This is a genomic window from Leclercia tamurae, from assembly GCF_025566055.1.
Lineage (GTDB): Bacteria > Pseudomonadota > Gammaproteobacteria > Enterobacterales > Enterobacteriaceae > Enterobacter > Enterobacter tamurae.
This window is the reverse complement of sequence record NZ_JAMHKS010000078.1, coordinates 239,898-266,144: the sequence shown is the minus strand read 5'-3', so window position 1 is coordinate 266,144 and position 26,247 is coordinate 239,898. Positions and strand designations below refer to the sequence as shown.

26 protein-coding genes are annotated in these 26,247 nt (G+C 58.2%); 16 read left to right on the top strand and 10 right to left on the bottom strand.

Going from position 1 to position 26,247, the window contains the following annotated elements; genetic code table 11:
* Positions 1-61: 61 nt before the first annotated feature.
* The 7 genes from M8318_RS21160 to M8318_RS21130 all read left to right on the top strand — a co-directional run bounded on the left by M8318_RS21160 (position 62) and on the right by M8318_RS21130 (position 6,576).
* Positions 62-214 (top strand): hypothetical protein, encoded by a 153-nt coding sequence (locus tag M8318_RS21160; RefSeq protein ID WP_262664381.1) that lies wholly within the window; start codon positions 62-64, stop codon positions 212-214.
* 146 nt (positions 215-360) lie between these two features.
* Positions 361-1,170 carry an exodeoxyribonuclease III gene (xthA, locus tag M8318_RS21155; RefSeq protein ID WP_262664380.1) on the top strand — a complete coding sequence of 270 codons (810 nt, stop codon included), beginning with the start codon at positions 361-363 and terminating at the stop codon, positions 1,168-1,170.
* Entirely contained in the window at positions 1,171-1,857 is a 687-nt protein-coding gene (locus tag M8318_RS21150; protein WP_262664379.1) for a TVP38/TMEM64 family protein, read from the top strand.
* 20 nt (positions 1,858-1,877) lie between these two features.
* Positions 1,878-3,041: an ABC transporter substrate-binding protein gene (locus M8318_RS21145; RefSeq protein WP_408612343.1), complete on the top strand. Its 1,164-nt coding sequence runs from the start codon at positions 1,878-1,880 to the stop codon at positions 3,039-3,041.
* A complete protein-coding gene (locus M8318_RS21140; RefSeq protein ID WP_262664378.1) occupies positions 3,014-4,549 on the top strand; it encodes an ABC transporter permease family protein in 1,536 nt (511 codons plus the stop codon). The genes M8318_RS21145 and M8318_RS21140 overlap by 28 nt, the downstream gene beginning before the upstream one ends.
* On the top strand, positions 4,549-5,181 hold the full coding sequence (locus M8318_RS21135; RefSeq protein WP_262664377.1) for an ATP-binding cassette domain-containing protein: 633 nt from the start codon (positions 4,549-4,551) through the stop codon (positions 5,179-5,181). The genes M8318_RS21140 and M8318_RS21135 overlap by 1 nt, the downstream gene beginning before the upstream one ends.
* Before the next feature lie 87 nt (positions 5,182-5,268).
* Entirely contained in the window at positions 5,269-6,576 is a 1,308-nt protein-coding gene (locus M8318_RS21130) for a rhodanese-like domain-containing protein (protein ID WP_262664376.1), read from the top strand.
* Here M8318_RS21130 and M8318_RS21125 read toward each other — a convergent pair.
* Both M8318_RS21125 and M8318_RS21120 read right to left on the bottom strand, forming a co-directional pair.
* Positions 6,568-7,200 (bottom strand): CDP-alcohol phosphatidyltransferase family protein, encoded by a 633-nt coding sequence (locus tag M8318_RS21125; RefSeq protein ID WP_225759019.1) that lies wholly within the window; start codon positions 7,198-7,200, stop codon positions 6,568-6,570. The two genes, M8318_RS21130 and M8318_RS21125, sit on opposite strands and share 9 nt — an antisense overlap.
* Positions 7,193-7,765 carry a carboxymuconolactone decarboxylase family protein gene (locus tag M8318_RS21120; RefSeq protein ID WP_408612339.1) on the bottom strand — a complete coding sequence of 191 codons (573 nt, stop codon included), beginning with the start codon at positions 7,763-7,765 and terminating at the stop codon, positions 7,193-7,195. Before M8318_RS21120 ends, M8318_RS21125 begins: the two co-directional genes overlap by 8 nt.
* 69 nt (positions 7,766-7,834) lie before the next feature.
* Between M8318_RS21120 and M8318_RS21115 the strand changes: the two genes are divergently transcribed.
* Positions 7,835-8,251 (top strand): pyrimidine (deoxy)nucleoside triphosphate diphosphatase, encoded by a 417-nt coding sequence (locus M8318_RS21115; protein ID WP_262664375.1) that lies wholly within the window; start codon positions 7,835-7,837, stop codon positions 8,249-8,251.
* On the opposite strand, the gene M8318_RS21110 is transcribed toward M8318_RS21115, so the two are convergent.
* Complete coding sequence (locus tag M8318_RS21110) at positions 8,211-8,489, bottom strand: YnjH family protein (RefSeq protein ID WP_142489146.1); 279 nt, start codon at positions 8,487-8,489, stop codon at positions 8,211-8,213. The two genes, M8318_RS21115 and M8318_RS21110, sit on opposite strands and share 41 nt — an antisense overlap.
* Before the next feature lie 236 nt (positions 8,490-8,725).
* Between M8318_RS21110 and gdhA the strand changes: the two genes are divergently transcribed.
* Complete coding sequence (gene gdhA, locus M8318_RS21105) at positions 8,726-10,069, top strand: NADP-specific glutamate dehydrogenase (RefSeq protein ID WP_262664374.1); 1,344 nt, start codon at positions 8,726-8,728, stop codon at positions 10,067-10,069.
* 91 nt (positions 10,070-10,160) lie between these two features.
* Here the strand turns inward: gdhA and M8318_RS21100 are convergent, their stop codons facing one another.
* The 3 genes from M8318_RS21100 to M8318_RS21090 all read right to left on the bottom strand — a co-directional run bounded on the left by M8318_RS21100 (position 10,161) and on the right by M8318_RS21090 (position 13,783).
* Complete coding sequence (locus M8318_RS21100) at positions 10,161-12,065, bottom strand: DNA topoisomerase III (protein WP_262664373.1); 1,905 nt, start codon at positions 12,063-12,065, stop codon at positions 10,161-10,163.
* 4 nt (positions 12,066-12,069) lie between these two features.
* Positions 12,070-13,113 (bottom strand): selenide, water dikinase SelD, encoded by a 1,044-nt coding sequence (gene selD / locus M8318_RS21095; protein WP_262664372.1) that lies wholly within the window; start codon positions 13,111-13,113, stop codon positions 12,070-12,072.
* 118 nt (positions 13,114-13,231) lie between these two features.
* The gene (locus tag M8318_RS21090) at positions 13,232-13,783 is read right to left on the bottom strand and encodes an NAD(P)H nitroreductase (protein ID WP_262664371.1); all 552 of its coding nucleotides are present in this window, start codon (positions 13,781-13,783) and stop codon (positions 13,232-13,234) included.
* A gap of 164 nt (positions 13,784-13,947) precedes the next feature.
* Between M8318_RS21090 and sppA the strand changes: the two genes are divergently transcribed.
* From sppA to M8318_RS21070, 4 genes are all read left to right on the top strand, one after another.
* Positions 13,948-15,804: a signal peptide peptidase SppA gene (gene sppA / locus M8318_RS21085; RefSeq protein WP_262664369.1), complete on the top strand. Its 1,857-nt coding sequence runs from the start codon at positions 13,948-13,950 to the stop codon at positions 15,802-15,804.
* Positions 15,805-15,863: 59 nt separating this feature from the next.
* Entirely contained in the window at positions 15,864-16,880 is a 1,017-nt protein-coding gene (ansA, locus tag M8318_RS21080; RefSeq protein ID WP_166182206.1) for an asparaginase, read from the top strand.
* Positions 16,881-16,889: 9 nt separating this feature from the next.
* The gene (gene pncA, locus M8318_RS21075; protein ID WP_262664368.1) at positions 16,890-17,531 is read left to right on the top strand and encodes a bifunctional nicotinamidase/pyrazinamidase; all 642 of its coding nucleotides are present in this window, start codon (positions 16,890-16,892) and stop codon (positions 17,529-17,531) included.
* A 219-nt stretch (positions 17,532-17,750) separates the two neighbouring features.
* Positions 17,751-19,001: a glycoside hydrolase family 18 protein gene (locus M8318_RS21070; RefSeq protein WP_262664367.1), complete on the top strand. Its 1,251-nt coding sequence runs from the start codon at positions 17,751-17,753 to the stop codon at positions 18,999-19,001.
* Between the two features lie 43 nt (positions 19,002-19,044).
* Here M8318_RS21070 and M8318_RS21065 read toward each other — a convergent pair whose 3' ends face one another.
* Entirely contained in the window at positions 19,045-19,323 is a 279-nt protein-coding gene (locus M8318_RS21065) for a YeaC family protein (RefSeq protein ID WP_166182203.1), read from the bottom strand.
* 42 nt (positions 19,324-19,365) lie between these two features.
* Complete coding sequence (gene msrB / locus M8318_RS21060) at positions 19,366-19,779, bottom strand: peptide-methionine (R)-S-oxide reductase MsrB (RefSeq protein WP_106993588.1); 414 nt, start codon at positions 19,777-19,779, stop codon at positions 19,366-19,368.
* 341 nt (positions 19,780-20,120) lie between these two features.
* On the opposite strand from msrB, the gene gapA reads away from it, so the two are divergent.
* Together gapA and M8318_RS21050 are read left to right on the top strand one after the other, a co-directional pair.
* Entirely contained in the window at positions 20,121-21,116 is a 996-nt protein-coding gene (gene gapA, locus M8318_RS21055) for a glyceraldehyde-3-phosphate dehydrogenase (RefSeq protein ID WP_119934614.1), read from the top strand.
* Between the two features lie 76 nt (positions 21,117-21,192).
* Complete coding sequence (locus tag M8318_RS21050; RefSeq protein WP_262664366.1) at positions 21,193-22,077, top strand: D-hexose-6-phosphate mutarotase; 885 nt, start codon at positions 21,193-21,195, stop codon at positions 22,075-22,077.
* A gap of 46 nt (positions 22,078-22,123) precedes the next feature.
* Here the strand turns inward: M8318_RS21050 and M8318_RS21045 are convergent, their stop codons facing one another.
* The gene (locus M8318_RS21045) at positions 22,124-22,978 is read right to left on the bottom strand and encodes an aldo/keto reductase (protein ID WP_262664365.1); all 855 of its coding nucleotides are present in this window, start codon (positions 22,976-22,978) and stop codon (positions 22,124-22,126) included.
* Positions 22,979-23,120: 142 nt separating this feature from the next.
* The gene (locus M8318_RS21040; protein ID WP_106993585.1) at positions 23,121-23,867 is read right to left on the bottom strand and encodes a MipA/OmpV family protein; all 747 of its coding nucleotides are present in this window, start codon (positions 23,865-23,867) and stop codon (positions 23,121-23,123) included.
* 433 nt (positions 23,868-24,300) lie between these two features.
* Here M8318_RS21040 and yeaG point away from each other — a divergent pair, with 433 nt between their 5' ends.
* Positions 24,301-26,235, top strand: coding sequence for a protein kinase YeaG (yeaG, locus tag M8318_RS21035; RefSeq protein WP_262664364.1), 1,935 nt, complete (start codon positions 24,301-24,303; stop codon positions 26,233-26,235).
* Positions 26,236-26,247: the final 12 nt, after the last annotated feature.

Sequence of the window (26,247 nt, the reverse complement as noted above, 5' to 3'; positions counted from 1 at the left end):
GCCAGCCAGCGATAAAAATGCATAAACGGGATGGGGTAACGTAATATCAACAGGTTACGACATGGCGTTATTCACTGTTATTGCATATAAAGTGAATATTTTTACAACAAGCGCGGCTTTGCCGGATGAAAAACAGAAGTTTTATGCAGAAGCGAAATATAATTCTGGAATTGTGATCGCTGGCGAAATTTGTGGTCCCTTTACGCGCCATTGAAGGGCGCCATGCGCCGGATCGGTGCAAATATTGCACTGTCGGCGCGATCTGTCGCAGTAATTGGTGGAACATACGCAGCGGCGGCAGTCAGCCTGGCGAAATTCTGCTACCATCCCTGCACTATTCACCTTGCACTGGCAGCGACTATGAAATTTGTCTCTTTTAATATCAACGGCCTGCGCGCCCGTCCTCATCAACTGCAAGCTATCGTCGACCAACATCAGCCTGACGTCATTGGCCTGCAGGAGACAAAAGTCCACGACGATATGTTCCCTCTCGAAGAGGTGGCAAAGCTGGGTTACAACGTCTTTTATCACGGCCAGAAAGGCCATTACGGTGTGGCCCTGCTGACCAAAGAGACGCCAGTCTCGGTGCGTCGCGGCTTCCCGGGCGATAATGAAGAGTCCCAGCGTCGTATCATCATGGCGGAAATTCCCTCTTCGCTGGGCAACATCACGGTGATCAACGGTTACTTCCCACAGGGCGAGAGCCGCGACCATCCGCTGAAATTCCCGGCCAAAGAGAAGTTCTATCAGGATCTGCAGTCCTACCTCGAAACCGAGCTGAACAAAGAGAACCCGGTGCTGATCATGGGCGATATGAACATCAGCCATACCGATCTGGATATCGGCATCGGCGAGGAGAGCCGCAAACGCTGGCTGCGCACCGGGAAGTGCTCCTTCCTGCCGGAAGAGCGCGAGTGGATGGCCCGTCTGATGGACTGGGGTCTGGTGGATACCTTCCGCAGCGCTAACCCGGAAAGCCAGGATCGCTTCTCGTGGTTTGATTACCGCTCCAAAGGCTTCGATGATAACCGCGGCCTGCGCATCGACCTGCTGCTGGCAAGCCCAGTGCTGGCAGAGCGCTGCATCGAAACCGGGATCGACTACGAGATCCGCAGCATGGAAAAACCGTCCGACCACGCCCCAGTATGGGCGACCTTCGACGTAAAATAAGTGGCTGCGAATAGCCGCAAACTCCTGCTTCTGTGCGCCCTTGTGGGCGCATTTGTCGTTATTTATACCCAACTGCCCCCCGGCGTTTTGGCGCTGGAAAATCTTCAGGCCCGGCATCTGGCACTGCTGCATTACTGCCAGCAGGCGCCACTGCAAAGCGCCGCTCTCTTTTTCACTCTCTACGTGCTGGTGACCACCCTGTCGCTGCCGGGCGCTGCGCTGCTGACCCTGCTCGGCGGGGCCCTGTTTGGTCTGTGGCCGGGGATTGTGCTGGTGTCGTTCGCCGCTACACTCGGTGCGACGCTGGCGATGCTGGTCAGCCGCTATCTGCTGCGCGACTGGGTCCAGCGCCGCTTTGCCGGACCGATGCGCACCGTGAATGACGGGGTCGCCCGCGACGGGGCATTTTATCTGTTTGCCCTGCGCCTGATGCCGCTGTTTCCTTTCTTTGTGATCAATCTGCTGGCCGGTTTAACCAGCATCAGGGTGGGCCGCTACTGGTGGGTCAGCCAGCTCGGGATGCTGCCCGGGGCGGTGGTGTATCTCAACGCTGGCCACCAGTTAGGGCAGATCGCCTCGCTGCGTGATATCCTCTCGCCGGGCGTGGTTTTCGCCTTTACCCTGCTGGGCCTGCTGCCGCTCGTCATCCGCTGGCTGTTTGCCCGCTTTTCCCGAACTTCTTCATAACAGGGGGCATTATGCGCCGTGTGCGTTTGTGCATGTTTCTGACTGGCCTGCTGATAACGGGGCACGCGCTGGCTGATGACAGCTGGCAGAAAGTGAAAGAGGATGCCCGGGGCCAGACCGTCTGGTTCAATGCCTGGGGCGGCGATGAGGCGGTGAACCGCTACCTGGACTGGGTGAGCGGCGAGATGAAAAGCCACTACGCCATTACCCTGAAGATTGTCCGTCTGGCGGATGCCGCCGACGCGGTGAAACGCATTCAGACCGAGGCCAGCGCCGGGCGCAACACTAACGGTTCCGTCGACCTGTTGTGGGTCAACGGCGAGAACTTCCGCACCCTGAAAACCGCCGGGCTGCTGCAGACCGGATGGGCACAAACGCTCCCTAACTGGCGCTATGTCGACACCACTAAACCGGTGACGGAAGATTTTGCCATCCCGATCGAGGGGGCAGAGTCGCCATGGGGCAGCGCACAGCTCACCTTTATCGCCAGCCGCAAAACCCTGCCTGAACCGCTGGCAGATCCGCAGGCGCTGCTGGCCTGGGCCGCTCAACATCCCGGCACCGTCACCTACCCGCGCCCGCCGGACTTTACCGGCAACGCGTTTCTGGAACAGATCCTGCTGACGCAAACCACCCAGCCGGACGCCCTCAAACAGCCGCCGGACAGCGCCACCTTCGCCGCCGTCACCGCCCCGCTGTGGGCGTATCTGGATAAACTGCATCCGCACCTGTGGCGCGAGGGCAAAGATTTTCCGCCGTCACCGGCGCGGATGGATGCCCTGCTGGCCAGCGGCAACCTGGGCCTGTCGCTCACCTTTAATCCGGCCCACGCCCGGCAAAAAGTGACCAGCAAGGAGCTGCCCGCTGACAGCTACAGCTTTGGTTTTCAGCAGGGGATGATTGGCAACGTGCACTTTGTGGCGATCCCGGCCAATAGCTCTGCCAGCGCGGGCGCTAAGGTTGTCGCTAACTTTTTACTCTCGCCGCAGGCGCAGATCCGCAAGGCCGATCCGGCCCACTGGGGCGATCCGAGCGTGCTGGATCCACAGACCTTGCCTGCCTCTGAGGCCGTCGCATTGCGTCAATTTATCCCGGCAGAACTCCCGGCGACGCTCGGGGAGCCTCACGCCGCCTGGGTTAACGCGCTGGAGCAGGAATGGCTGCGTCGCTACGGCACCCACTAAGCGTCCTCGCCTGGCTGCTGATGGCGGCGGTGTATCTTCCGCTCCTGCCCGCCGCCGTCCTGCTGTTACCGCCTCTGTTCTCCCTGGAGAACTGGCGGGCGCTGGCGGCCGATCCGCAGCTGCCCCAGGCGCTGCTCGCCACCCTGGTTTCCACCCTGATTGCTGCCGCCGGGGCGCTGCTGCTGGCCCTGGCGGTGGTGGCTGCGCTATGGCCCGGCAGCCACTGGCGGCGACTGTGCAATCATCTGCCGTGGCTGTTGGCGATCCCGCACGTGGCCTTTGCCGTTAGCGTGCTGCTGATTTTTGCCGAAGGCGGCGAACTCTACCGCCTCTGTTCGATCTGCTCCCCGGTGCTGGATCGTTATGGGATCGGCCTGGGCCTGACCCTCGCCGTTAAGGAGAGCGCGTTTGTTCTCTGGGCGATTTACGCCTCGCTGCCGGAAAAAGATCTGGCGCAAAAAGTGACCGTGCTGCGATCCCTGGGCTATGACCGCTGGCAGGCGCTGCGCTGGCTGATCCTCCCCGCCATTGCTCCCGCGCTGGGGGCGGTGATGCTGGCGACGATCGCCTGGACGCTGTCAGTGGTGGATGTGGCCCTGATCCTCGGGCCGGGTAATCCCCCCACCCTGGCGGTGCTGGCCTGGCAGTGGCTCTCCCAGGGCGATGCGCAGCAGCAGGCCAAAGGGATGCTGGTCTGTGTGATCCTGCTGGTTATTCTGGAGCTGATCGCCGTCGCGCTGTTTCTCGGCTGGCGACGCTGGCGGCACACTATCCCGGACCTCTCCGGGGAGCGCCCGACGCCGCGTCCGCTGCGGGTGGGACGCGCCTGCGCTCTGCTGCTGCCGTTGGCGGGCATCGTCAGCGTGGCGGTTCTGGTGCTGGTGGCGGGCAACGCCAGCGTTTCCCGGGAGACGGCGGGTCTGAGCCTGGCGCTGGGGCTCGCCTCGGCGGCGCTTGCGCTGGGGATGATCCTGCTCTGGCTGGAGTGGGGCCCGCAGCGCGGAGCCTTCTGGGTCTGGCTGCCGCTGGCGCTCCCCGCCCTGCCGCTGGTGGCCGGGCAGTATCAGCTGGCGTTATTGTTGCAGCTCGACGGACAGTGGATTGCCGTCCTGTGGGGGCATCTGCTGTGGGTGCTGCCGTGGATGCTGCTGGTGATGCAGCCGGCCTGGCGCCGACTCGATCCGCGCCAGATCCTGATTGCCCGCACCCTCGGCTGGGGATCGTTTAAAATATTCTGGCTGATCAAATGCCCGCAGATGATCCGCCCGGCGCTCACCGCCTTTGCGGTCGGGTTTTCCGTCAGTATGGCGCAGTATCTACCTACCCTGTGGCTGGGCAGCGGCCGGTTCGCCACCCTGACCACCGACGCCGTGGCGCTCAGCAGCGGCGGCAGTAGTGCCGTGCTGGCCGCCCAGGCGCTGTGGCAGTTGCTGCTGCCGATGCTGGTTTTCGCCGCCTGCATCTTGCTCTCCCGGCTGGTTGGCCGCTTTCGACAGGGGTTACGTTAATGCTGATGGTCAAGGATGTTTCGCTCTCGCTGCGCCAGACGACACTGCTGCATAACGTCAGCTTCAGGGTGTTGCCCGGCGATATTCTCACCCTGATGGGCCCCTCCGGCAGCGGAAAGTCGTCGCTGTTTGCCTGGATGGTGGGCGCCTTGCCTGGCGATTTGCGCGCCACCGGAGAGCTGTGGATCAACGCCCGGCGCTGCGACACGCTCCCTACCGAGCAGCGGGGAGTGGGCCTGCTGTTTCAGGATGCGTTGCTCTTCGATCACTTCAGCGTCGGGCAGAATCTGCTGCTGGCGCTCCCGGCGACCATTAAAGGCGACCAGCGTAAACAGCAGGTGATTGCCGCCCTGGACGCCGCCGATCTCAGCGGTTTCTTTCCTCGCGATCCCGCCACCCTCTCCGGCGGCCAGCGCGCCCGGGTGAGCCTGCTCCGCGCCCTGCTGGCCCAGCCCCAGGCGCTGCTGCTTGATGAGCCCTTCAGCCGTCTGGATAAAAATCTGCGCGATCAGTTTCGCCGCTGGGTGTTCGCCGAAGTGCGCGCCCGGCAGATCCCGGTGGTGCAGGTGACGCACGATGACGACGATATTCCCCCGAATGGGCAGGTGCTGCCGATGGCGGGCTGGCAATGAATCCCGTGACATCCTGCGCAAACGCAACGTTTTTTGCCGGGCAGGTTGCCACAATGTCGGCTCAATTTTTTACGATCGGGCATTTCGATGAAACGTGTTTCTCAATTGGCCGCGCTGACCGCCGCTTTAGGTCTCGCCTCTTTCTCCACCTTCGCTGCTAACATGGCACATTCCCTGACGCTGACGGAGCTTCAGCAGCAACAAGGTTCGATTATTGATACCCGCGCCAGCGCCTTTTACAACGGCTGGCCGCAGACCCTGAACGGCCCTTCCGGCCACGAGCCTGCCGCCCTTAATCTCTCCGCCAGCTGGCTCGGGGCGATGAACGCGTCCCAGTTGAAAGCCTGGGCGTCGCAGCATCAGCTGACGCCGACCACGCCGGTGGCCTTATACGGTAGCGACAGCGATAACCAGGCCGTCAAGGCACGGCTTGCTCAGGCGGGCTTCAGTCAGGTCACGCTGTTAAGCGATGCCCTGAAAACCCCGGATCGTCTCCAGCGCCTCGCCCACTTTGAGCAGCTGGTCTACCCGCAGTGGCTACACCAGCTCCAGCAGGGTAAGCCGGTGACTGCCGCTCCCGCCGGGGAGTGGAAAGTGATTGAAGCCGCCTGGGGCGCACCGAAATTTTATCTGCTGAGCCATATTCCCGGCGCGGGCTATATCGACACCAACGAAGTGGAAAGCGAGCCGCTGTGGAATAAGGTCTCTGATGCCGATCTGAAGGCGATGCTGGCGAAACATGGCATCCGCCATGACACCACGGTGATCCTCTATGGCCGCGACGTGTACGCCGCCGCGCGCGTGGCGCAGATCATGCTCTACGCCGGGGTGAAAGATGTTCGCCTGCTGGACGGGGGCTGGAAAGCCTGGGACGCGGCAAAACTGCCGGTCGAGCGCGGGACGCCGGATAAGGTCATCCCAGCCGCCGATTTTGGCGCACCGATCCCCGGTCAGCCGCAGCTGATGCTGAATACTGACCAGGCCCGGGGCCTGCTGCATCGTAAAGATGCCTCGCTGGTGAGCATCCGCTCGTGGCCGGAGTTTACCGGCGTGACCAGCGGCTACAGCTACATCAAACCGAAAGGTGAGATCGCAGGCGCCCGCTGGGGCCATGCCGGAAGCGATTCGACCCACATGGAAGATTTTCATAATCCGGATGGCACCATGCGTACCGCAGACGACATCGCCGCCATGTGGAAGCAGTGGAACATTCTGCCGGATCAGCAGGTAGCGTTTTACTGCGGCACCGGCTGGCGGGCATCAGAGACCTTTATGTATGCCCGGGCGATGGGCTGGAAAAATGTCGGCGTTTACGACGGGGGCTGGTACGAATGGAGCAGCAACCCGCAGAACCCGGTTGCGACCGGTGAACGCGGGCCAGAGAGTTCACTCTGAACCTGGCTGACGCTGAACCTCTTTCAGCGTCAGATAGCCACTCCAGATGCGCGTTGCGGTGGTGAGCCAGCACAACGCGCCAAACACCCACGCCAGCCACGCAAAGTGCGCCGGGAACAGACAACAGAGCACAAACAGCAGAATGGTTTCGGTGCCTTCCGTCAGCCCTCCGATGTAATAAAACGATTTATGGGCATAACCCGGATTGTCGATGTCATGCTTCGCCGCCAGCGCGGCAAACGCCAGAAAGCTACTCCCGGTGCCGATAAAGGCGAACAGCAGCCAGGCGGCAGGCAGCGCATTCATTGCCGGATTGGCCAGCGCAAAACCAAAGGGCACCAGGGCATAAAACAGAAAATCGAGGGCGATATCGAGAAAGCCCCCGGCATCGCTCAGCTCGCGCCGCCGCGCCAGCGCCCCATCGAGCCCGTCCAGCAGCCGGTTCAGCACAATCACCACCAGCGCCGCCAGATACCAGCCCAGGGCCAGAAAAGGCAGGGCCAGCACCCCAATGGCAAAGCCGATCAGCGTAATGCCGTCCGGGGTGATCCCCGGTTTATCCAGCTTCATCACCAGCCGATTGAGCAGCGGTTTCAGGCGTGGGTGAAGATGACGGTCAAGCATCGGGTTTCTCTCCGGGCATGGCGCATAGCCCCTGGGAAGGGATCTCCAGCGCGGCATTGAAGCGCGCCGACAGGTTCTGAAAAGCGAGCAGCGCGGTCATCTCGGTGATCGCCTCCTCACTGAAGTGGCGGCGCAACGCCGTTTTGATGGCATCGTCAACCGCAGGCGGCGTGGCAGTCACCGCCTCGGCATAGGCCAGCGCGGCGCGCTCTTCGTCGCTGAACAGCGCGCTGTCACGCCATGTCGCGACGGCCTGCACCTTCTCCAGCCCGCCGCTGCGTTCCGCCAGGCGCAGCGCATTGGCGTCGATGCAGAACGCGCAGTGGCACACCTGCGAGACGCGGGTCATCAGCAGCGAACGCAGCACCGGATTTAACGGGGATTTTTTACGCTCCAGAAAGCCGACAAACAGCGCCACCAGCCAGAACAGCCGGGGCATTCTTCCCCACCAGCGCAGCGGATTGAGTACCTCGCCATAATGTTTTTTCTGCATCCTGGCGATTGGCGTTAAACTGGCGGGGATGGATTCGATGGGTTTAACCCAGACGGGTGGTAACTCTTTCACAGGAGGCTCCCTGGTCGCTGATAAGTACGCCGATCCTAACGCTTTCTCTCTCAACCATTATTGACGATCATGCTAAAAACACTCGATGTTGTCTGCGCTATTCTCGAACGGGATGGCAAAATTTTACTGGCGCAGCGCCCGGCGCACGCCGACCAGCCGGGGATGTGGGAGTTTGCCGGCGGCAAAGTGGAGGCCGGGGAAACGCAGCCTGACGCCCTGGTGCGTGAGCTGCGCGAGGAGCTGGGCATTGAGGCCCGGCCCGGAGGGTATATCGCCAGTCACCAGCGGGAAGTATCCCGGCGGCTGATCAATCTGCACGCCTGGCACGTCCCGGCGTTTACCGGCACGCCCGCAACGCACTACCACACCCAGCTGGTGTGGTGCACGCCGCGCGAGGCGCTACGCTACGATCTCGCCCCGGCGGATATCCCTCTGCTGGAAGCCTTTATTCTCTTACGCGACGCCAAACCAGCGGATTGGTGCTGATCGCCTGCGGGTCGCGTTGACACTGCAACAACACGCCCTCGGCTTTTACCACCGATCCTTCTGAATAGTTCTGATCCTGATAGATGCAGCACTGATTGCACGGCGGCGGGCGCTGACCGCTGGAGCTGAAGATCTCCGGCGGGATATTCACATCCACACCCCCGGTACTAAATCGCTGGTCGGCCTGACTGCCGGCCGCGAAAACCCCAAGCAAAACAGCCATCACAATACGCTTCATCGACGCCTCTTCCTGTTGTGTCCTGATATTCACTATAACGGTAAACCTGCCGACAAACTTTAATCCCACCGATCATCGTTTTTTGTTATGACCCGAGGCGTTTAATGAATTTAACTTGAGGGCGAAATTTAGCTTGCGTCACAAAGTGCATCGGGTGGTATAGTCGAAAAACACAACAACATGCATCTTTTTGTTACAAATAAAATAATCCCAATATATTAGAGGAACTTATAGTTATGGACCAGGCGTGCTCTCTTGAATCCTTTCTGAATCGTGTTCAACAGCGTGACCCGCATCAGAGCGAATTTGCTCAGGCCGTACGTGAAGTGATGACCACGCTGTGGCCATTCCTGGAACAAAACCCCCGCTATCGTCAGATGTCCCTGCTTGAACGCCTGGTTGAGCCCGAGCGCGTGATCCAGTTCCGCGTGGTGTGGGTAGATGACCGCAATCAGGTACAGGTCAACCGCGCCTGGCGTGTTCAGTTCAGCTCGGCGATTGGCCCGTTCAAAGGCGGGATGCGCTTCCACCCGTCGGTTAACCTGTCGATCCTGAAGTTCCTCGGCTTTGAGCAAACCTTTAAAAACGCCCTGACCACCCTGCCTATGGGCGGCGGCAAAGGCGGCAGCGATTTTGATCCGAAAGGTAAGAGCGAAGGCGAAGTGATGCGCTTCTGCCAGGCGCTAATGACCGAACTCTATCGCCACCTGGGCGCGGATACCGACGTACCGGCCGGGGATATCGGCGTGGGCGGTCGCGAAGTGGGCTTTATGGCCGGGATGATGAAAAAACTCTCCAATAACAGCGCCTGCGTCTTCACCGGAAAAGGTCTCTCCTTCGGCGGGAGTCTGATCCGCCCGGAAGCCACCGGTTACGGTCTGGTCTACTTCACGGAAGCGATGCTGAAGCGTCACGGGATGAGCTTTGATGGTATGCGCGTCGCGGTGTCCGGCTCCGGCAACGTGGCTCAGTACGCTATTGAGAAAGCGATGGAACTGGGTGCCCGGGTGATCACCGCCTCTGACTCCAGCGGCACCGTGGTGGATGAAGTGGGCTTCACTACTGAAAAACTGGCGCGCCTGTGCGAGATCAAAGCCAGCCGCGACGGTCGCGTGGCCGATTACGCCCGCGAGTTCGGTCTGACCTACCTGGAAGGCAAACAGCCTTGGGCTGTACCGGTCGATATCGCCCTGCCGTGCGCCACCCAGAACGAACTGGACGTGGATGCCGCGCACCAGCTGATCGCCAACGGCGTGAAAGCGGTTGCGGAAGGGGCCAACATGCCAACCACCATCGAAGCCACCGACCTGTTCCTGCAGGCTGGCGTGCTGTTCGCACCAGGTAAAGCGGCGAACGCCGGCGGTGTGGCAACTTCAGGCCTGGAGATGGCGCAGAACGCCGCGCGTATGGGCTGGAAAGCCGAGAAAGTGGATGCGCGTCTGCATCACATCATGCTGGATATTCACCACGCCTGCGTCGAGTACGGCGGGGAAGAGAAGCAGACCAACTATGTCCGCGGGGCGAACATTGCCGGGTTTGTGAAGGTAGCGGATGCGATGCTGGGTCAGGGTGTGATCTGATTCTGTGGCTGTGCCGGGTGGCGGCTACGCCTTACCCGGCCTACAAAAGCTCGAACCGTAGGCCGGGTAAGCGCAGCGCCACCCGGCATGTTTATGCCGCACTCTTCTTCTTAAACTTTTTCTTCTTGTCGCCACCTGGCGCAACCATGCCGCGAAAATCCCTGACCGAGGTGTTTCGCGCCTGGTTGATCAGATCGAATAACGTCCCCACCAGCGGCTGCATAAAATCCTGATAACGACACTGCTTTTCGCTGATCTGGGTCAGGACCGACTCCCAGTGCGCGGTCATGTCCGGTCGTGCGGCCATCTCCGGCAGGGAGTGGATCAGCGCCTTTCCGGCGTCCGTGGCGTGGATGTAGCGCCCTTTCTTGTGCAGAAAACCGCGTTTAAACAGCAGCTCGATGATCCCGGCGCGGGTCGCTTCCGTTCCCAGTCCGTCAGTGGCGCGCAGGATCTTCTTCAGATCTTTATCCTGCACGAACCGGGCGATACCGGTCATGGCCGAGAGGATAGTGGCATCGGTGAAGTGGCGCGGCGGCTGGGTCTGTCGCTCCACCACTTCGCCCTTCTCGCACAGCAACTCGTCATCTTTTTTCACCACCGGCAGTGGCGTGCCGTCGTTCTCTTCGTCCCGCTCTTTATTGCCCAGCAGCGTGCGCCAGCCCGCTTCGGCGAGGAAACGCGCTTTGGCGATAAACTTGCCTTTGGCGATCTCCAGCTCAATGACGCACTTGCGGAACAGGGCATCCGGGCAGAACTGCATCAGATACTGGCGGGCGACGAGGTTATAGACCTTCGCTTCGTTCTCGGTCAGATTGACCTTGCTGCTACGCGCCGTCGGGATGATGGCGTGGTGGGCATCCACCTTTTTATCGTCCCAGCAGCGGTTGCGGGTGTCCGGATTGACCACCGGCTGCGGCACTAAATCGGGGGCGTGGGCGGCAATGGCGTTCAACACCGCGTGGCGCCCGGCGAAATGTTCTTCCGGCAGATAGCGGCTGTCGGAACGCGGATAGGTGATCAGCTTGTGCGTTTCATACAACTTCTGGCAGATATCAAGCACGTTTTGCGCGCTCAGGCCGTAGCGTTTTGCCGCCTCGATCTGCAACGCCGACAGGGAAAATGGCAGCGGCGCAGGTTCTGATTCCCGTTTATCGTTATAGCTGGTGACGACGGCGGGCTGACCCTGAATGCGGGTGACCACGTGGTCGGCCAGGGAACGATGCAACAAACGCCCCTCTTCATCCTGATATGGCTCGCAGGCCTCGCTCGGCTGCCAGATGGCGGTAAAGCGCTCGTCCTTCGGGGTGACGATATGGGCTTTCACTTCGAAGAAGTCTTTGGCGACAAAGTTCTCGATCTCTTCGTCGCGACGCACCACCAGCCCCAGCACCGGGGTCTGCACGCGGCCCACCGAGAGCACCCCCTGATAACCCGCGTTACGCCCGAGAATGGTGTAGGCGCGGGTCATGTTGATGCCGTAGAGCCAGTCTGCGCGGGCGCGGGCCAGGGCCGAGACGCACAGCGGGACAAACTCGCTGTTGGATCGCAGACGCGAGATGGCGCGCTCAACCGCCTGTGGGTTGAGATCGTTGATCAGACAGCGCTGCACCAGCTTGCGCTTTTCTGGCGCAAGGCTCAGGTAATCCAGCACCTCGTCCACCAGCAACTGGCCTTCGCGGTCCGGGTCACCAGCGTGGATCACTTCCGCAGCGTCTTTCAGCAGACGCTTAATGACGTTGAGCTGTTTGGTCACCGACGGGCGCGGCTGTAGCTGCCACTTTTCCGGCACGATGGGGAGATCGTTGAGATTCCAGCGCGCGTAGCGGCTGTCGTAGGCGTCCGGCTGGGCCTGCTCCAGCAGGTGACCGATACACCAGGTGACCACCTGCCCGTTCCCGCACTCGATATAGCCATCGCCTTTACGGTGCGGTTTAGGCAGCACATCGGCGATAGCGCGCGCCAGGCTCGGTTTTTCGGCAATAAATAACCGCATTGAATTAACGGATCTCAATCATCGGACGACCGCCACGGGCCCGCACCAGCTCGCCGATGGCGGTCAGGATGATCCCGAACTCAGCGGCGGTCGCCTGGACGTCGGCTTCCGCCTCCGGGGTCACCGCCAGCAGCAGGCCGCCGGAGGTCTGGGGATCGCACAGCAGATCCCGCCACTCGGCAGGCATGTCGCCCATCAGATGACCGTAGCTGGCAAAGTTACGCTGGGTGCCGCCCGGGACAGCGCCCTGGGCAATATAGGCTTCAACGCCCGGCAGCTTCGGCACATCCTGGTACCAGACCTGAGCCTGCACGCCCGCCCCCTGGCACACTTCGCTCAGGTGGCCCAGCAGGCCAAAGCCGGTGACGTCGGTCATCGCCTTCACGCCGTCGATGTTGGCGAAGGCGGCCCCGGCGAGGTTCATCTGGCACATCACTTCCGTGGCCAGCCCTTTGTGCTCCGGCTGCAGCAGGGATTTTTTCTCGGCGGTGGTGAGCACGCCAATGCCCAGCGGCTTGGTAAGGAACAGCTTGCAGCCCGCCTCGGCGGTGCTGTTGCGTTTAACGCGTTCGGTTGGCACTACACCGGTGACCGCCAGGCCAAAGATCGGCTCCGGCGCATCAATGGAGTGACCGCCCGCCAGAGCAATCCCCGCCTGCTGACAGGCAAAGCGTCCGCCCTCGATCACCTCGCGGGCGATCTCCGGGGCCAGGGTATTGATCGGCCAGCCGAGGATCGCAATTGCCATAATCGGCTTGCCGCCCATGGCAAAAATATCGCTGATGGCGTTGGTGGCGGCAATGCGCCCGAAGTCGTACGGATTGTCGACGATCGGCATAAAGAAATCGGTGGTGCTGATAATGCTGGTCCCGTTACCTAAATCGTAGACGGCGGCATCGTCGCGGGTTTCGTTACCCACAAGCAGGTTCGGGTCGACAAACTTCGCCTGCTCGCTATGCAGAATGGTTTCCAGCACTTTGGGGGAAATTTTACAACCGCAACCGGCTCCATGGCTGTATTGCGTCAAACGAATGGCTTGCTCGCTCATGACAATCTCCTTTCATTACAATTGCACTATGTTAGCGCTCATTCCATTAAGTGATAAGTATGACTGTCTGAATTCTGCTGCAGTTGTTCAGGATCCAGACAGTTTTTGTGCAGGGAGATCAGAAACGGGTGACAAACGGTGTGGTGTCGGGCACGGAGACGGTGGTCGACGCTTTCAGCTGCGGGGTGCCCAGATAGAGGAAACCGACGATTTTGTCGTCTGCGCCGCAGTCCAGTCCTTCGCGGACCACCGGGCTGTCGGTTAACGCGCCGCTGCGCCAGATCCCGTTATACCCCTGGGCGACGGCCGCCATCTGCATGGCCATCACCGCACAGCCGGCGGACATCTCCTGCTCCCATACCGGCACCTTGTGCTGCGGCTGGCATTTGGCGACGACGGCGATAATCATCGGCGCACGGAACGGGGCGTTGCGGGCTTTTTCAATCGCCTTCTCATCCTGCCCGGCGGCTACGGCCCCGTTCTCCAGCAGGGCGCTGAAGCGATCGCGCCCTTCACCTTCTATGATAAAGAAGTGCCACGGCTGCAAGGTACCGTGATCCGGGGCGCGCATCCCGGCGCGGAGAATGTTGTCCAGCTGTTCGCCTGCCGGGGCGGGCTCCGCCAGGCGCGACGCGCTACGACGGTTAACGAGCAGTTCGAGTGCATCCATGGGGTTACTCCTGTCTTGAAATTTACTCAAAATTAACACGACGGCAGATTTTGTTACAGCGTGGCAGGCGATTCCTGCTGACAAGTGGCGGTCGGGTCATTACGATAGCCCGACAACACCGTCCAGTGGCGACGGGAAGGTAATTATCTGGACAGGGAGAATACATGCGAACCCTCTGGCGACTGTTTGCCGGCTTTTTTAAATGGACGTGGCGACTGCTGAATTTCGTCCGCAATCTGGTGATGAACATCTTCTTCATCCTTATTCTGATGGTGTGCGTGGGTGTCTGGATGCACATCAGCTCCACCAGCCAGGCCCAGAATGCCGGGCGCGGCGCGCTGCTGCTCGACATCGCCGGTGTGGTGGTGGATAAACCCTCCACCAGCAACCGTCTCGGCGTGATCGGCCGCCAGCTGTTTGGCGCCAGCAGCGATCGTCTGCAGGAAAACTCGCTGTTTGATATCGTCGACGCTATTCGTCAGGCGAAAGACGATCGCAATATCACCGGCATCGTGCTGGATCTGAAGAACTTTGCCGGGGCGGATCAGCCTTCGATGCAGTACATCGGTAAAGCACTGCGTGAGTTCCGTGACAGCGGCAAACCGGTGATTGCAGTGGGCGATAACTACAGCCAGGGGCAGTACTATCTGGCGAGCTTTGCCAATAAAGTGTGGCTCTCTCCGCAGGGCACCGTCGATCTGCACGGTTTCGCCACCAATGGCCTCTATTACAAATCCCTGCTCGATAAGCTGAAAGTCACCACCCACGTGTTCCGCGTCGGGACGTACAAATCCGCCGTTGAGCCGTTTATCCGCGATGACATGTCCCCTGCCGCCCGGGAAGCGGACAGCCGCTGGATCGGTGAGCTGTGGAAAAACTACCTTGGCACCGTGGCCGCCAACCGTCAGATCACCCCGGAGCAGGTCTTCCCGGGTGCGCAGGCGGTGCTGGACGGGCTGCGTAACGTCGATGGCGATACGGCGAAGTACGCCCTGAACAGCAAGCTGGTAGATGCCCTGGGCTCCAGCGCCGAGATTGAAAAGTCCCTGACCAAACAGTTCGGCTGGAGTAAAGAGGAGAAAAACTACAGCGCGATCAGCTTCTATGATTATCAGGCGAAAAAACCGGCTGATACCGGCGACAGCATTGCCGTGGTCTTCGCTAACGGCGCGATCATGGATGGCGAAGAGACGCCGGGCAACGTGGGTGGCGATACCACCGCCTCACAGATCCGCGACGCGCGTCTCGACCCGAAAGTGAAAGCCATCGTCCTGCGGGTCAACAGCCCGGGCGGTAGCGTTAGCGCCTCGGAAGTGATCCGCGCTGAACTGTCAGCGGCCCGCGCCGCCGGTAAACCGGTGGTAGTTTCGATGGGCGGGATGGCGGCCTCCGGTGGGTACTGGATCTCGACCCCGGCGAACTACATCGTGGCGAACCCGAGCACCCTGACCGGTTCCATCGGCATCTTCGGCGTGATTAACACCGTGGAGAACAGCCTCGACTATCTGGGCGTGCATACTGACGGTGTGGCAACCTCGCCGCTGGCGGATATCGCCATCACCAAAGCCTTACCGCCGGAAGTATCGCAGATGATGCAGCTCAGCATTGAGAACGGCTATAAGCGCTTTATCACCCTGGTGGCCGACTCCCGTAAGCAGACCCCGGCGCAGATCGACCAGATTGCCCAGGGCCATGTCTGGACCGGCCAGGATGCGAAGACCAACGGGCTGGTGGATAATCTGGGCGATTTCGATGACGCCGTGGCGAAAGCCGCCGAACTGGCGAAGCTGAAGCAGTGGCATATCGACTTCTATCAGGATGAGCCGACCTTCGTTGATCTGGTGATGGACAGCTTCTCCGGCTCGGTGAAAGCCATGCTGCCGGACGCGCTGCAGGCGTATCTGCCGGCACCGGTCGCCTCGGCAGCGAAGGCAGTCAAAGCGGAGGGCGACAAACTGGCCGCCTTTAACGATCCGCAAAACCGCTACGCGTTCTGCCTCACCTGCGCTAACGTGCGTTAATCCCCATCCCCTCTTCTGCGAAGAGGGGATTTTTCTTTGAAGACCAAGAACATAACACCATGCAGAAGAAATCAATCTATGTCGCCTACACCGGCGGTACCATCGGTATGCAGCGCTCGGAAAATGGCTATATCCCGGTTTCGGGTCATCTGCAGCGCCAGCTGGCGTTGATGCCTGAGTTCCATCGCCCGGAGATGCCGGACTTTACCATCCACGAGTATGATCCGCTGATGGACTCGTCCGACATGACCCCGGAAGACTGGCAACATATCGCCGACGACATCAAGGCGCACTACGATCAGTATGATGGCTTCGTGATCCTGCATGGCACCGACACCATGGCGTTTACCGCCTCGGCGCTCTCCTTCATGCTGGAAAACCTCAGCAAACCGGTGATCGTCACTGGCTCGCAGATCCCGCTGGCGGAGCTGCGTTCTGACGGGCAGATCAACCTGCTCAACTCGCTGTACGTGGCGGCCAACTTCCCGATTAGCGAAGTGAGTCTGTTCTTCAACAACCGCCTGTATCGCGGCAACCGCACCACCAAAGCGCATGCGGACGGCTTTGATGCCTTTGCCTCCCCGAACCTCTCCCCACTGCTGGAAGCCGGGATCCATATCCGCCGCCTCGGTACGCCACCTGCCCCCCATACGACGGGCGAGCTGGTGGTGCATCCGATTACCCCGCAGCCAATTGGTGTGGTCACTATCTATCCGGGTATCTCCGCCGATGTGGTACGAAACTTCCTGCGCCAGCCGGTAAAAGCGCTGATCCTGCGCTCCTACGGCGTGGGCAACGCCCCGCAAAATGGTGAGTTCCTGAAGGAGCTTCAGGAGGCGAGCAGCCGTGGGATTGTGGTGGTCAACCTCACCCAATGCATGTCCGGCAAAGTGAATATGGGTGGCTATGCCACCGGTAATGCCCTGGCACAAGCGGGGGTGATTAGCGGTTTTGATATGACGGTGGAAGCCACCCTGACTAAACTTCACTACTTACTGAGTCAGGATCTGGATGTGCAGTCGATTCGCACCGCGATGATGCAAAACCTGCGTGGCGAACTGACGCCAGACGAATAAGGAGCCTTTATGAAACAACGAGCCCTGTTACTGGTCGATTTACAGAATGACTTCTGCGCTGGCGGCGCGCTGGCGGTGGCTGAAGGCGACAGCACGGTGGACATCGCCAACGCGCTGATTGAGTGGTGTAAAGCCCGAGGTGAGGCGGTAGTGGCCAGCCAGGACTGGCATCCGGCAGATCACGGCAGTTTTGCCAGCCAGCATAACGTCGAGCCCTTCACCCAGGGCGAGCTGGATGGCCTGCCGCAGACCTTCTGGCCCGATCACTGTGTGCAGCACACCGAAGGCGCAGAGCTGCATCCCCTGCTGAACAGCAAAGCCATTGACGCCATCTTCCAGAAAGGGGAAAACCCGAACATCGACAGCTACAGCGCCTTCTTTGATAACGGTCACCGGCAGAAAACCGGGCTGGATCAGTGGCTGCGCCATCATGAAATCGTGGAGCTGATTGTGATGGGCCTGGCGACCGATTACTGCGTCAAATTTACCGTACTGGATGCGTTGCAGCTGGGCTACCAGGTGAACGTCATCACCGACGGCTGCCGCGGGGTCAACATTCAGCACCAGGACAGCGCCCAGGCGTTTATGGATATGGCAGCGGAAGGTGCCACGCTGTACACGCTGGCGGACTGGCAGGAAACGCAGGCGTAGCGCAGCCTTTCTCCGGGTGGCGCTGACGCTTACCCGGCCTACCAAACCCGTAGGCCCGCGCAAGCGCAGCGCCGCCGGGCAAAATTCCCATTAGTCCCATAAGGTGAACTGCCTCGCACTCTCAGCGAGACGGCAATGCTATTCTTTTTTGGCACTTTTTTCGCCACAACCTTACGTGGCGTGCTTGTTTTTTACCGTCAAAATTGAAGAGGAATTGCTATGAAACCTTTGCCCTTGTTGGCAGCCTTACCCCTGCTTTGCGCGTCCGTTGCTTCCGCCAGCGCCCTGATGTCGGTGGGCTATTTTAACGGGGGCGGCGACGTCACCGCCGGACCGGGCGGGGATATCAACAAACTCGATGTTCGCCAGATCACCCACCTGAACTACTCCTTTGGTCTGATCTATAACGACGAAAAAGACGAAACTAACCCGGCGCTAAAAGATCCGAACAAACTGCACCAGATCTGGCTCTCGCCGAAAGTGGCTGCCGACCTGGCTTTGCTCCCTGTCCTGCGCAAACAAAACCCCAATCTCAAGGTCCTGCTCTCCATAGGCGGCTGGGGCGCACGTGGCTTCTCAGGAGCGGTATCCACCCCGGAGACCCGGGCGGTATTCATCCGCTCCGCGCAAGCGATCGTTGAGAAATACGGTCTGGATGGGATCGATCTCGACTGGGAATACCCGGTTAACGGTGCATGGGGCCTGGTCGCCAGCACCCCGGCGGATCGGGATAACTTTACCGCCCTGCTGAAGGAACTGCGTACCGCGTTCGGGAATAAAAAACTGGTGACCATCGCCGTCGGCGCCAATGCAGAAAGTCCGAAAAGCTGGGTCGACGTGAAGGCGATTGCGCCGCTGCTCGATTACATCAACCTGATGACCTACGACATGGCGTACGGCACTCAGTACTTCAACGCCAACCTGTATGACTCCAGCGCCTGGCCGACCGTGGCCGCGGCGGATAAATATAGCGTGGACTTTGTGGTGAATAACTATCTGGCCGCCGGGCTAAAGCCGCAGCAGATGAACCTCGGCATCGGCTTCTACGGCCGCGTGCCGAAACGCGCCGTGGAGCCTGGCATCGACTGGAGCAAGCCGGATGCACAGAAAAACCCGGCAACCTTGCCTTATTTCAGCCCGCAGCAGATCGACCTGTTCAAATCCCTGGGCTACGACCTGACCAAAGACACCTACGTGAAGTACAACGATATCGTGAAGACGTTTTTAAACGATCCGCAGAAACGCTTTACCGAACAGTGGGACGATCAGGCTAAGGTGCCATGGCTGTCCGTGAAGGGTGATGACGGTAAGGCGCTGTTTGCCCTGTCGTACGAGAACCCGCGGTCGGTAGCGATTAAAGCGGAGTACATCAAAGAGAAAGGGCTGGCCGGGGCGATGTTCTGGGAGTACGGCGCGGATGACAACAACCAGCTGGCGAAGCAGCTGGCGGAGTCGCTGGGGATTAAGTAAAACATAAGCCCTCTCCCCGGGGAGAGGGCTTCAACCCGCAGGGTTACTGCATTTTCAGGGTCGCAATCGATTTTGGCGCGATGCCGAAATCCTCTTTCAGCTGCTGCTTACTCTTCATCACCATCTGCCCCTGGGTGTCGATGGTCATGTGCTGCGCGTCAGTGTTATTGCGCGCCTGCCACAGCATGACTAACTGGAGGCAATTCTCTTTCTGCTCCGCGGTCAGCGCCACGCCATCGGCCCATTTTCCCAGCTCAACAGCCGTGACCAGACGCTGATAAACATCCGGCGTCATGCCGTTAATCATCTCTTCAATATTCATATTAAATCGGGCTCCGAAGGAATAATTTGCTGAATCGATTTTTCAGCCTTTCGTCTGGTCGCCGTTCTGGTCGTCAGTGAAGCTCAATGAGGCGGAGTTGACGCAAAAACGCTCCCCTGTCGGCTGAGGACCGTCCGGGAAGACGTGACCGAGATGCGCGTCACAGTTTCCACAGCGAATCTCAATGCGCTCCATACCGTGGCTGATGTCCTTGAGATAGTGAATGGCCTCTTCACTCACCGGTTCATAGAAGCTCGGCCAGCCGCAGCCAGAATCGTATTTGCTTTGGGAGTTAAACAGCGCAGCGTCACACACCAGGCAGTGGTAGACACCATCGCGCTTGTTATGCAGCAGACGCCCGGTAAACGGCGGTTCCGTACCATGGTTTTGCGTCACGTAGAACTGCATTTCTGTGAGGTTTTTTTTCAGTTCATCGGGGTTTTGTTGATTCGACATAGGCTTACATCTCGCAGTTGAAACAGACAACTTTTACCCTCGATTCTAACAAAACATTAACACTGAAGTATGAACTTTTGATCTAAACTTACTCGTTGCGCAGAGGCACTCAGACAAATGTGATCTACTCCACGTTTTTATGTGGTCAGCCCTTTAAAATTCCGTGCGCAGGCCCCATATGGGTGCTAGCTCCGAGGGAATGTGAGGTGAGTCAATCGAGCAAAGGTAATGCGAAGGATTGATTTGTCGCAATGATTGACACGATTCCGCTTGACGCTGCGTAAGGTTTTTGTAATTTTACACGCAACCTTTTATTCACTAACAAATAGCTGGTGGAATATATGACTATCAAAGTAGGTATCAACGGTTTTGGCCGTATCGGCCGTATTGTTTTCCGTGCTGCTCAGGAACGTTCTGACATCGAAATCGTTGGTATCAACGATCTGTTAGACGCTGAATACATGGCGTACATGCTGAAGTACGACTCAACTCACGGTCGTTTCAACGGCACCGTTGAAGTGAAAGACGGCCACCTGGTTGTCAACGGCAAAACCATCCGTGTTACTGCTGAAAAAGATCCAGCTAACCTGAAGTGGAACGAAATCGGTGTTGACGTTGTTGCTGAAGCAACCGGTATCTTCCTGACCGACGAAACTGCGCGTAAACACATCACCGCTGGCGCGAAAAAAGTTGTTCTGACTGGTCCATCCAAAGACAACACCCCAATGTTCGTTAAAGGCGCTAACTTCGAGAAGTATGCTGGCCAGGACATCGTTTCTAACGCATCCTGCACCACCAACTGCCTGGCGCCACTGGCTAAAGTTATCAACGACAACTTCGGTATCGTTGAAGGCCTGATGACCACCGTTCACGCTACCACCGCAACTCAGAAAACTGTTGATGGCCCGTCTCACAAAGACTGGCGCGGCGGCCGCGGTGCAGCTCAGAACATCATCCCATCTTCTACCGGTGCTGCTAAAGCTGTAGGCGTTGTTCTGCCAGAGCTGAACGGTAAACTGACTGGTATGGCATTCCGCGTTCCAACTCCTAACGTATCTGTAGTTGACCTGACCGTTCGTCTGGAAAAAGCTGCTTCTTATGAAGAAATTAAGAAAGCAATCAAAGCTGCTTCCGAAGGCGCAATGAAAGGCGTTCTGGGTTACACCGAAGATGACGTTGTTTCTACCGATTTCAACGGCGAAATCTGTACTTCTGTGTTCGATGCTAAAGCGGGTATCGCACTGAACGACAACTTCGTGAAACTGGTTTCCTGGTACGACAACGAAACCGGTTACTCTAACAAAGTTCTGGACCTGATCGCTCACATCTCCAAATAAGTTGAGATGAGAATCTGATCCAAAAAGGCGACCTCGGTCGCCTTTTTTTATGGCATTAAAGACAGAGGATTGCGTAATGATTAAAACAATTTTTGCACTTCCGGTAGTCGAACAACTTACCCCTGTGCTCTCCCGCCGCCAGATCGATGACGTTGAAGTAATTGTGGTCGAACATCCGCAGGTTCAGGCTTCTGTTGCCCTGCAGGGCGCACACCTGCTCTCCTGGCAGCCAGAAGGCGAAGTGGAAGCGCTGTGGCTGAGCGACATCACCTCCTTTAAGAAAGGGGCGGCGATCCGCGGCGGCGTGCCAATCTGCTGGCCATGGTTTGGTCCGTCAGCTGAACAGGGCCTGCCGTCGCACGGTTTTGCCCGCAACCTGCCGTGGACGCTGAAAGCTCACAACGAAGATGAATCCGGCGTGGTGTTGACATTTGAACTGCAAAGCGATGACGAGACCCGCAAACTGTGGCCGCACGACTTCACTCTGTATGCTCGCTTCAAACTGGGTAACACCTGTGAGATCGAACTGGAAGCGCACGGTGAGTTTGAAACCACCTCTGCCCTGCACACCTATTTCAACGTCGGCGATATCGCTGCCGTCACGGTGAATGGCCTGGGAGATAGCTTTATCGACAAAGTGGATAATGCGAAAGAGGGCAAACTGAACGACGGTTCACAGACCTTCCCGGATCGTACCGACCGCGTCTACCTGAACCCGGAAGCCTGCAGCGTCATCGAAGATACCGCGCTGAATCGCGCTATCGAAGTTATCCATCATCACCACAGCAACGTGGTGGGCTGGAACCCGGGCCCGGCGCTCTCAGTCAGCATGGGTGACGTTCCGGATGACGGCTATAAGACGTTCGTCTGCGTGGAAACCGCCTGCGTCAGCGAACCGCAAACCGCGTCGGAAGAGAAACCTTCCCGTCTGGGACAGACCATTCACATTGTGAAGCGTTAATTCCCTGCCCTTGCCCTCTCCACGCTGAGAGGGCATGACGCTCACTTCACACTACATCCAACGCCGTTTTCTGTTTCGGTGCCGGGAAGGCCGCATCCAACTGCGTTAACGCCTCCGCAGAGAGTGAAATAGCCAGTGCGCCCGCATTCTCTTCCACATGCTTAATGGACGACGCTTTCGGGATAGCCACGACCCCGCGGTGACGTATCACCCATGCCAGCAGCACCTGCGCCGCCGTGACGTTGTACTCTTTCGCCACCGCATTCACTACCGGATGATTAAACAGCCCGGTACGCAGCCGCCCGGCCTGCGCCAGCGGGCAGTAAGCCATCACCGGCATCGACTGCTGCTGACACCACGGCAGCAGATCGTATTCGATCCCGCGTGAGCCGAGATGGTACAGCACCTGATTGGCGGCACAAGCCTGGCCGCCCGGCACCTGCCACAGCTCCTGCATATCCGCATAATCGAGGTTCGACACTCCCCAGCGGCCAATTTTGCCCTGCTGTTGCAATGTCTCCATCAGCCGGACGGTCTCATCGAGGGAATAATTCCCGCGCCAGTGCAGCAGATAGAGGTCGATATACTCGGTGCCGAGACGGCGCAGGCTGGCTTCACAGGCGGCGATACCTTTTTGTCCGCCAGCATTCCATGGGTAGACCTTGGAGACCAGGAACACCTCGTCGCGCAGGCCTTTGATGGCTTCACCGACCACCTCTTCCGCACCGCCGTCGGCATACATCTCGGCGGTATCAATCAGCGTCAGCCCTCGCTCAATGCCTGCCCGCAGGGCGTCCACTTCCTGGCGGCGCTGACCCGCTTTTTCACCCATATACCAGGTGCCCTGCCCGATGGCCGGCAGCACGATATTGTTGCCAACGTTAATGGTTTTTTCGCTCATCACACTCTCCTGTTTATCTGCATCACCCCAGGACAAACGGAGCGCAGGCGCTCCGTCATGATGCACATATTGCATCACCCTAAAAAAAACGGAGCGCAAGCGCTCCGTTGTAATGCACAAATTGCACAGTAAAGATGCACAATCAGAAACTGTAGGTCAGCCCCACCGACATCAGCCCGGTCCAGGACTTGTCGACCATCGGGCTGTCTTTTACCTCATCGCTGAGGCGGTTATAGCGGCCAGTGGCATAGACGTTCCAGTCAGGCGCAAACTTATAGCTCGCGGTCAGCTCCAGGTACGGGTTCCAGCCATCGTCTGCATCATAGCTGTTCAGGCCGCTGCGACGGGACTCTTTATGGGACACGCCATAATAGTAGTCGTTGTAGTTATCACTGTGGTATTCCACACCGATACCCGGGGTGAGCGTCAGCCCGCCGTTGGTGTAGCGGTACAACCACGCCAGATCCCAGATATAGCCGTTACTGTTATCGAGCGTATCCCCCGCCAGGGCGGTGCGCAGGAAACCGTATTCGGTGTTATGGACCCAGGAAACCCCCGCCATCATGGTGCTCTTACGTTTATCGAGCTGGCGAAGCTGATAGTTATCGCTGTCGCCTGGCTTGAAGTGCGTCGGGTCGTAATAGGCCATGATGGAGAGTTTGTCGGTCTGGTCGTTCCACAGATAGTAGCCACCGCCCAGCCCGCGGAACCAGAAATTATCCCCTTCATAGGTGATAACCGGTACCGGATAGATATCACGGTCATATTGTTTATAAGGGCTGTTGATTACGCCGACACCAGCACCAACTGACCACTGATTCTCCGCGTATGCTGTACTCACTGAGGTGGCAACGATAATCCCCAGTGCCAGAAGTTTGAGTTTGGTCACAATCCATTCTTTCCTGTAGTCAAATAATCAGCGGGTGAAGTGTAACCGTCATTCCCCCCATTTCTCAAAATTTTTTGTCAACTAATCAATTTGAGTAACCCTTTATTTTGTGTGCGACAAATGACGGAACGCTGTCAGTCAGATTACCGTTCAGTGAAGGAAGGAGGTTTATCTAAAAATATTTGGCTGAATTTCTGGATGAGTTATTGATATGTCATTGAAATTAGATTTTGCGTGCAGGCAAGTTTTGCAAATGCCATCTACGCTTAATTTTAAGAAGCTGAATACCGGATCACCCCGCGGTTTTAGCGCCCGACCTGGCACACGGGTTGCTGCTCTTGCAGTGAGGTGCAACGGGTCCCGCTTCCGGGAGCCTCTACTATTCATATGAACGGCTCTCTTCCTGTGCTAAAAAACGAAAGGACGGCATGCCATGAATATATTCGATCACTATCGCCAGCGATATGAAGCTGCCAAGGACGAAGAGTTCACACTGCAGGAATTTCTTGCCATCTGTCGGCAGGATCGCAGTGCCTATGCCAATGCGGCAGAACGACTATTGATGGCTATTGGTGAGCCGAATATGGTTGATACTGCCCAGGAGCCACGGCTTTCCCGTCTGTTTTCGAATCGGGTCGTCGCCCGATATCCTGCGTTTGAAGAATTTTACGGCATGGAAGATGCCATCGAGCAGATTGTTTCCTACCTGAAACACGCTGCTCAGGGTCTGGAAGAGAAGAAACAGATCCTGTATCTGCTGGGTCCCGTTGGCGGCGGTAAATCCTCGCTGGCTGAACGGCTGAAAGCGTTGATGCAGCGCGTGCCGATTTACGTGCTGAGCGCCAACGGCGAACGCAGCCCGGTCAACGACCATCCGCTGTGTCTGTTTAATCCGCAGGAAGATGCGCAGATCCTGGATAAAGAGTACGGTATTCCCCGTCGCTATCTCGGCACCATCATGTCGCCGTGGGCGGCGAAGCGCCTGCATGAGTTTGGCGGCGACATTACCAAATTCCGCGTGGTGAAAGCCTGGCCGTCTATTCTGGAACAGATCGCGATTGCTAAAACCGAACCGGGTGACGAGAACAACCAGGATATCTCTGCGCTGGTGGGTAAAGTGGATATCCGTAAACTGGAAAACCACGCGCAAAACGATCCTGACGCTTATGGTTATTCCGGTGCGCTGTGCCGCGCCAACCAGGGGATTATGGAGTTCGTCGAGATGTTTAAAGCGCCGATCAAGGTGCTGCATCCGCTGCTGACCGCCACCCAGGAAGGGAACTACAACGGTACCGAAGGGATCTCTGCCCTGCCGTTCAACGGTATTATTCTGGCGCACTCCAACGAATCTGAGTGGGTCACTTTCCGTAACAACAAAAACAACGAGGCCTTCCTTGACCGTGTTTATATCGTCAAAGTGCCTTACTGCCTGCGGATCTCCGAAGAGATCAAGATTTATGAAAAACTGCTGAACCACAGTGAGCTGGTTCATGCCCCATGCGCTCCGGGGACCCTGGAAACGCTGTCGCGCTTCTCGATCCTGTCGCGCCTGAAAGAGCCAGAAAACTCGAGCATCTACTCGAAAATGCGCGTCTATGACGGTGAGAGCCTGAAAGATACTGACCCGAAAGCGAAATCCTACCAGGAGTATCGTGACTACGCCGGTGTCGACGAAGGGATGAACGGTCTCTCCACGCGCTTTGCGTTCAAAATCCTCTCCCGCGTGTTTAACTTTGACCACGCCGAAGTGGCCGCTAACCCGGTACATCTGTTCTACGTCCTGGAGCAGCAGATTGAGCGTGAGCAGTTCCCGCAGGAGCAGTCTGAACGTTACCTGGAGTTCCTGAAAGGCTATCTGATCCCAAAATACGCCGAGTTTATCGGCAAAGAGATCCAGACCGCCTACCTGGAATCTTACTCCGAATACGGGCAGAACATTTTTGACCGCTATGTCACCTATGCTGACTTCTGGATCCAGGATCAGGAGTATCGCGACCCGGATACCGGCCAACTGTTTGACCGCGAGTCACTGAATGCGGAACTGGAAAAAATCGAGAAGCCTGCCGGGATCAGTAATCCGAAAGACTTCCGCAATGAGATCGTCAACTTCGTGCTGCGCGCCAGAGCGAACTTCAGCGGACGCAATCCGAACTGGACCAGCTATGAAAAACTGCGCACGGTTATTGAGAAGAAAATGTTCTCCAATACCGAGGAGCTGTTGCCGGTCATCTCCTTTAATGCCAAAACCTCAACCGACGAGCAGAAAAAACACGACGATTTTGTCGATCGCATGATGGAGAAAGGCTACACCCGCAAACAGGTTCGCCTGCTCTGCGAGTGGTACCTGCGCGTGCGTAAATCGTCTTAATAGCCCGAAAAG

Bases quoted from the DNA above. Each gene is read 5' to 3' on its own strand.
- M8318_RS21160 (WP_262664381.1), top strand. From the start codon at position 62: ATGGCGTTATTCACTGTTATTGCATATAAAGTGAATATTTTTACAACA.
- xthA (WP_262664380.1), top strand. From the start codon at position 361: ATGAAATTTGTCTCTTTTAATATCAACGGCCTGCGCGCCCGTCCTCAT.
- M8318_RS21140 (WP_262664378.1), top strand. From the start codon at position 3,014: ATGGCTGCGTCGCTACGGCACCCACTAAGCGTCCTCGCCTGGCTGCTG.
- M8318_RS21135 (WP_262664377.1), top strand. From the start codon at position 4,549: ATGCTGATGGTCAAGGATGTTTCGCTCTCGCTGCGCCAGACGACACTG.
- M8318_RS21130 (WP_262664376.1), top strand. From the start codon at position 5,269: ATGAAACGTGTTTCTCAATTGGCCGCGCTGACCGCCGCTTTAGGTCTC.
- M8318_RS21125 (WP_225759019.1), bottom strand. From the start codon at position 7,200: ATGCTTGACCGTCATCTTCACCCACGCCTGAAACCGCTGCTCAATCGG.
- M8318_RS21115 (WP_262664375.1), top strand. From the start codon at position 7,835: ATGCTAAAAACACTCGATGTTGTCTGCGCTATTCTCGAACGGGATGGC.
- M8318_RS21110 (WP_142489146.1), bottom strand. From the start codon at position 8,489: ATGAAGCGTATTGTGATGGCTGTTTTGCTTGGGGTTTTCGCGGCCGGC.
- gdhA (WP_262664374.1), top strand. From the start codon at position 8,726: ATGGACCAGGCGTGCTCTCTTGAATCCTTTCTGAATCGTGTTCAACAG.
- M8318_RS21100 (WP_262664373.1), bottom strand. From the start codon at position 12,065: ATGCGGTTATTTATTGCCGAAAAACCGAGCCTGGCGCGCGCTATCGCC.
- selD (WP_262664372.1), bottom strand. From the start codon at position 13,113: ATGAGCGAGCAAGCCATTCGTTTGACGCAATACAGCCATGGAGCCGGT.
- M8318_RS21090 (WP_262664371.1), bottom strand. From the start codon at position 13,783: ATGGATGCACTCGAACTGCTCGTTAACCGTCGTAGCGCGTCGCGCCTG.
- sppA (WP_262664369.1), top strand. From the start codon at position 13,948: ATGCGAACCCTCTGGCGACTGTTTGCCGGCTTTTTTAAATGGACGTGG.
- ansA (WP_166182206.1), top strand. From the start codon at position 15,864: ATGCAGAAGAAATCAATCTATGTCGCCTACACCGGCGGTACCATCGGT.
- pncA (WP_262664368.1), top strand. From the start codon at position 16,890: ATGAAACAACGAGCCCTGTTACTGGTCGATTTACAGAATGACTTCTGC.
- M8318_RS21070 (WP_262664367.1), top strand. From the start codon at position 17,751: ATGAAACCTTTGCCCTTGTTGGCAGCCTTACCCCTGCTTTGCGCGTCC.
- M8318_RS21065 (WP_166182203.1), bottom strand. From the start codon at position 19,323: ATGAATATTGAAGAGATGATTAACGGCATGACGCCGGATGTTTATCAG.
- msrB (WP_106993588.1), bottom strand. From the start codon at position 19,779: ATGTCGAATCAACAAAACCCCGATGAACTGAAAAAAAACCTCACAGAA.
- gapA (WP_119934614.1), top strand. From the start codon at position 20,121: ATGACTATCAAAGTAGGTATCAACGGTTTTGGCCGTATCGGCCGTATT.
- M8318_RS21050 (WP_262664366.1), top strand. From the start codon at position 21,193: ATGATTAAAACAATTTTTGCACTTCCGGTAGTCGAACAACTTACCCCT.
- M8318_RS21045 (WP_262664365.1), bottom strand. From the start codon at position 22,978: ATGAGCGAAAAAACCATTAACGTTGGCAACAATATCGTGCTGCCGGCC.
- yeaG (WP_262664364.1), top strand. From the start codon at position 24,301: ATGAATATATTCGATCACTATCGCCAGCGATATGAAGCTGCCAAGGAC.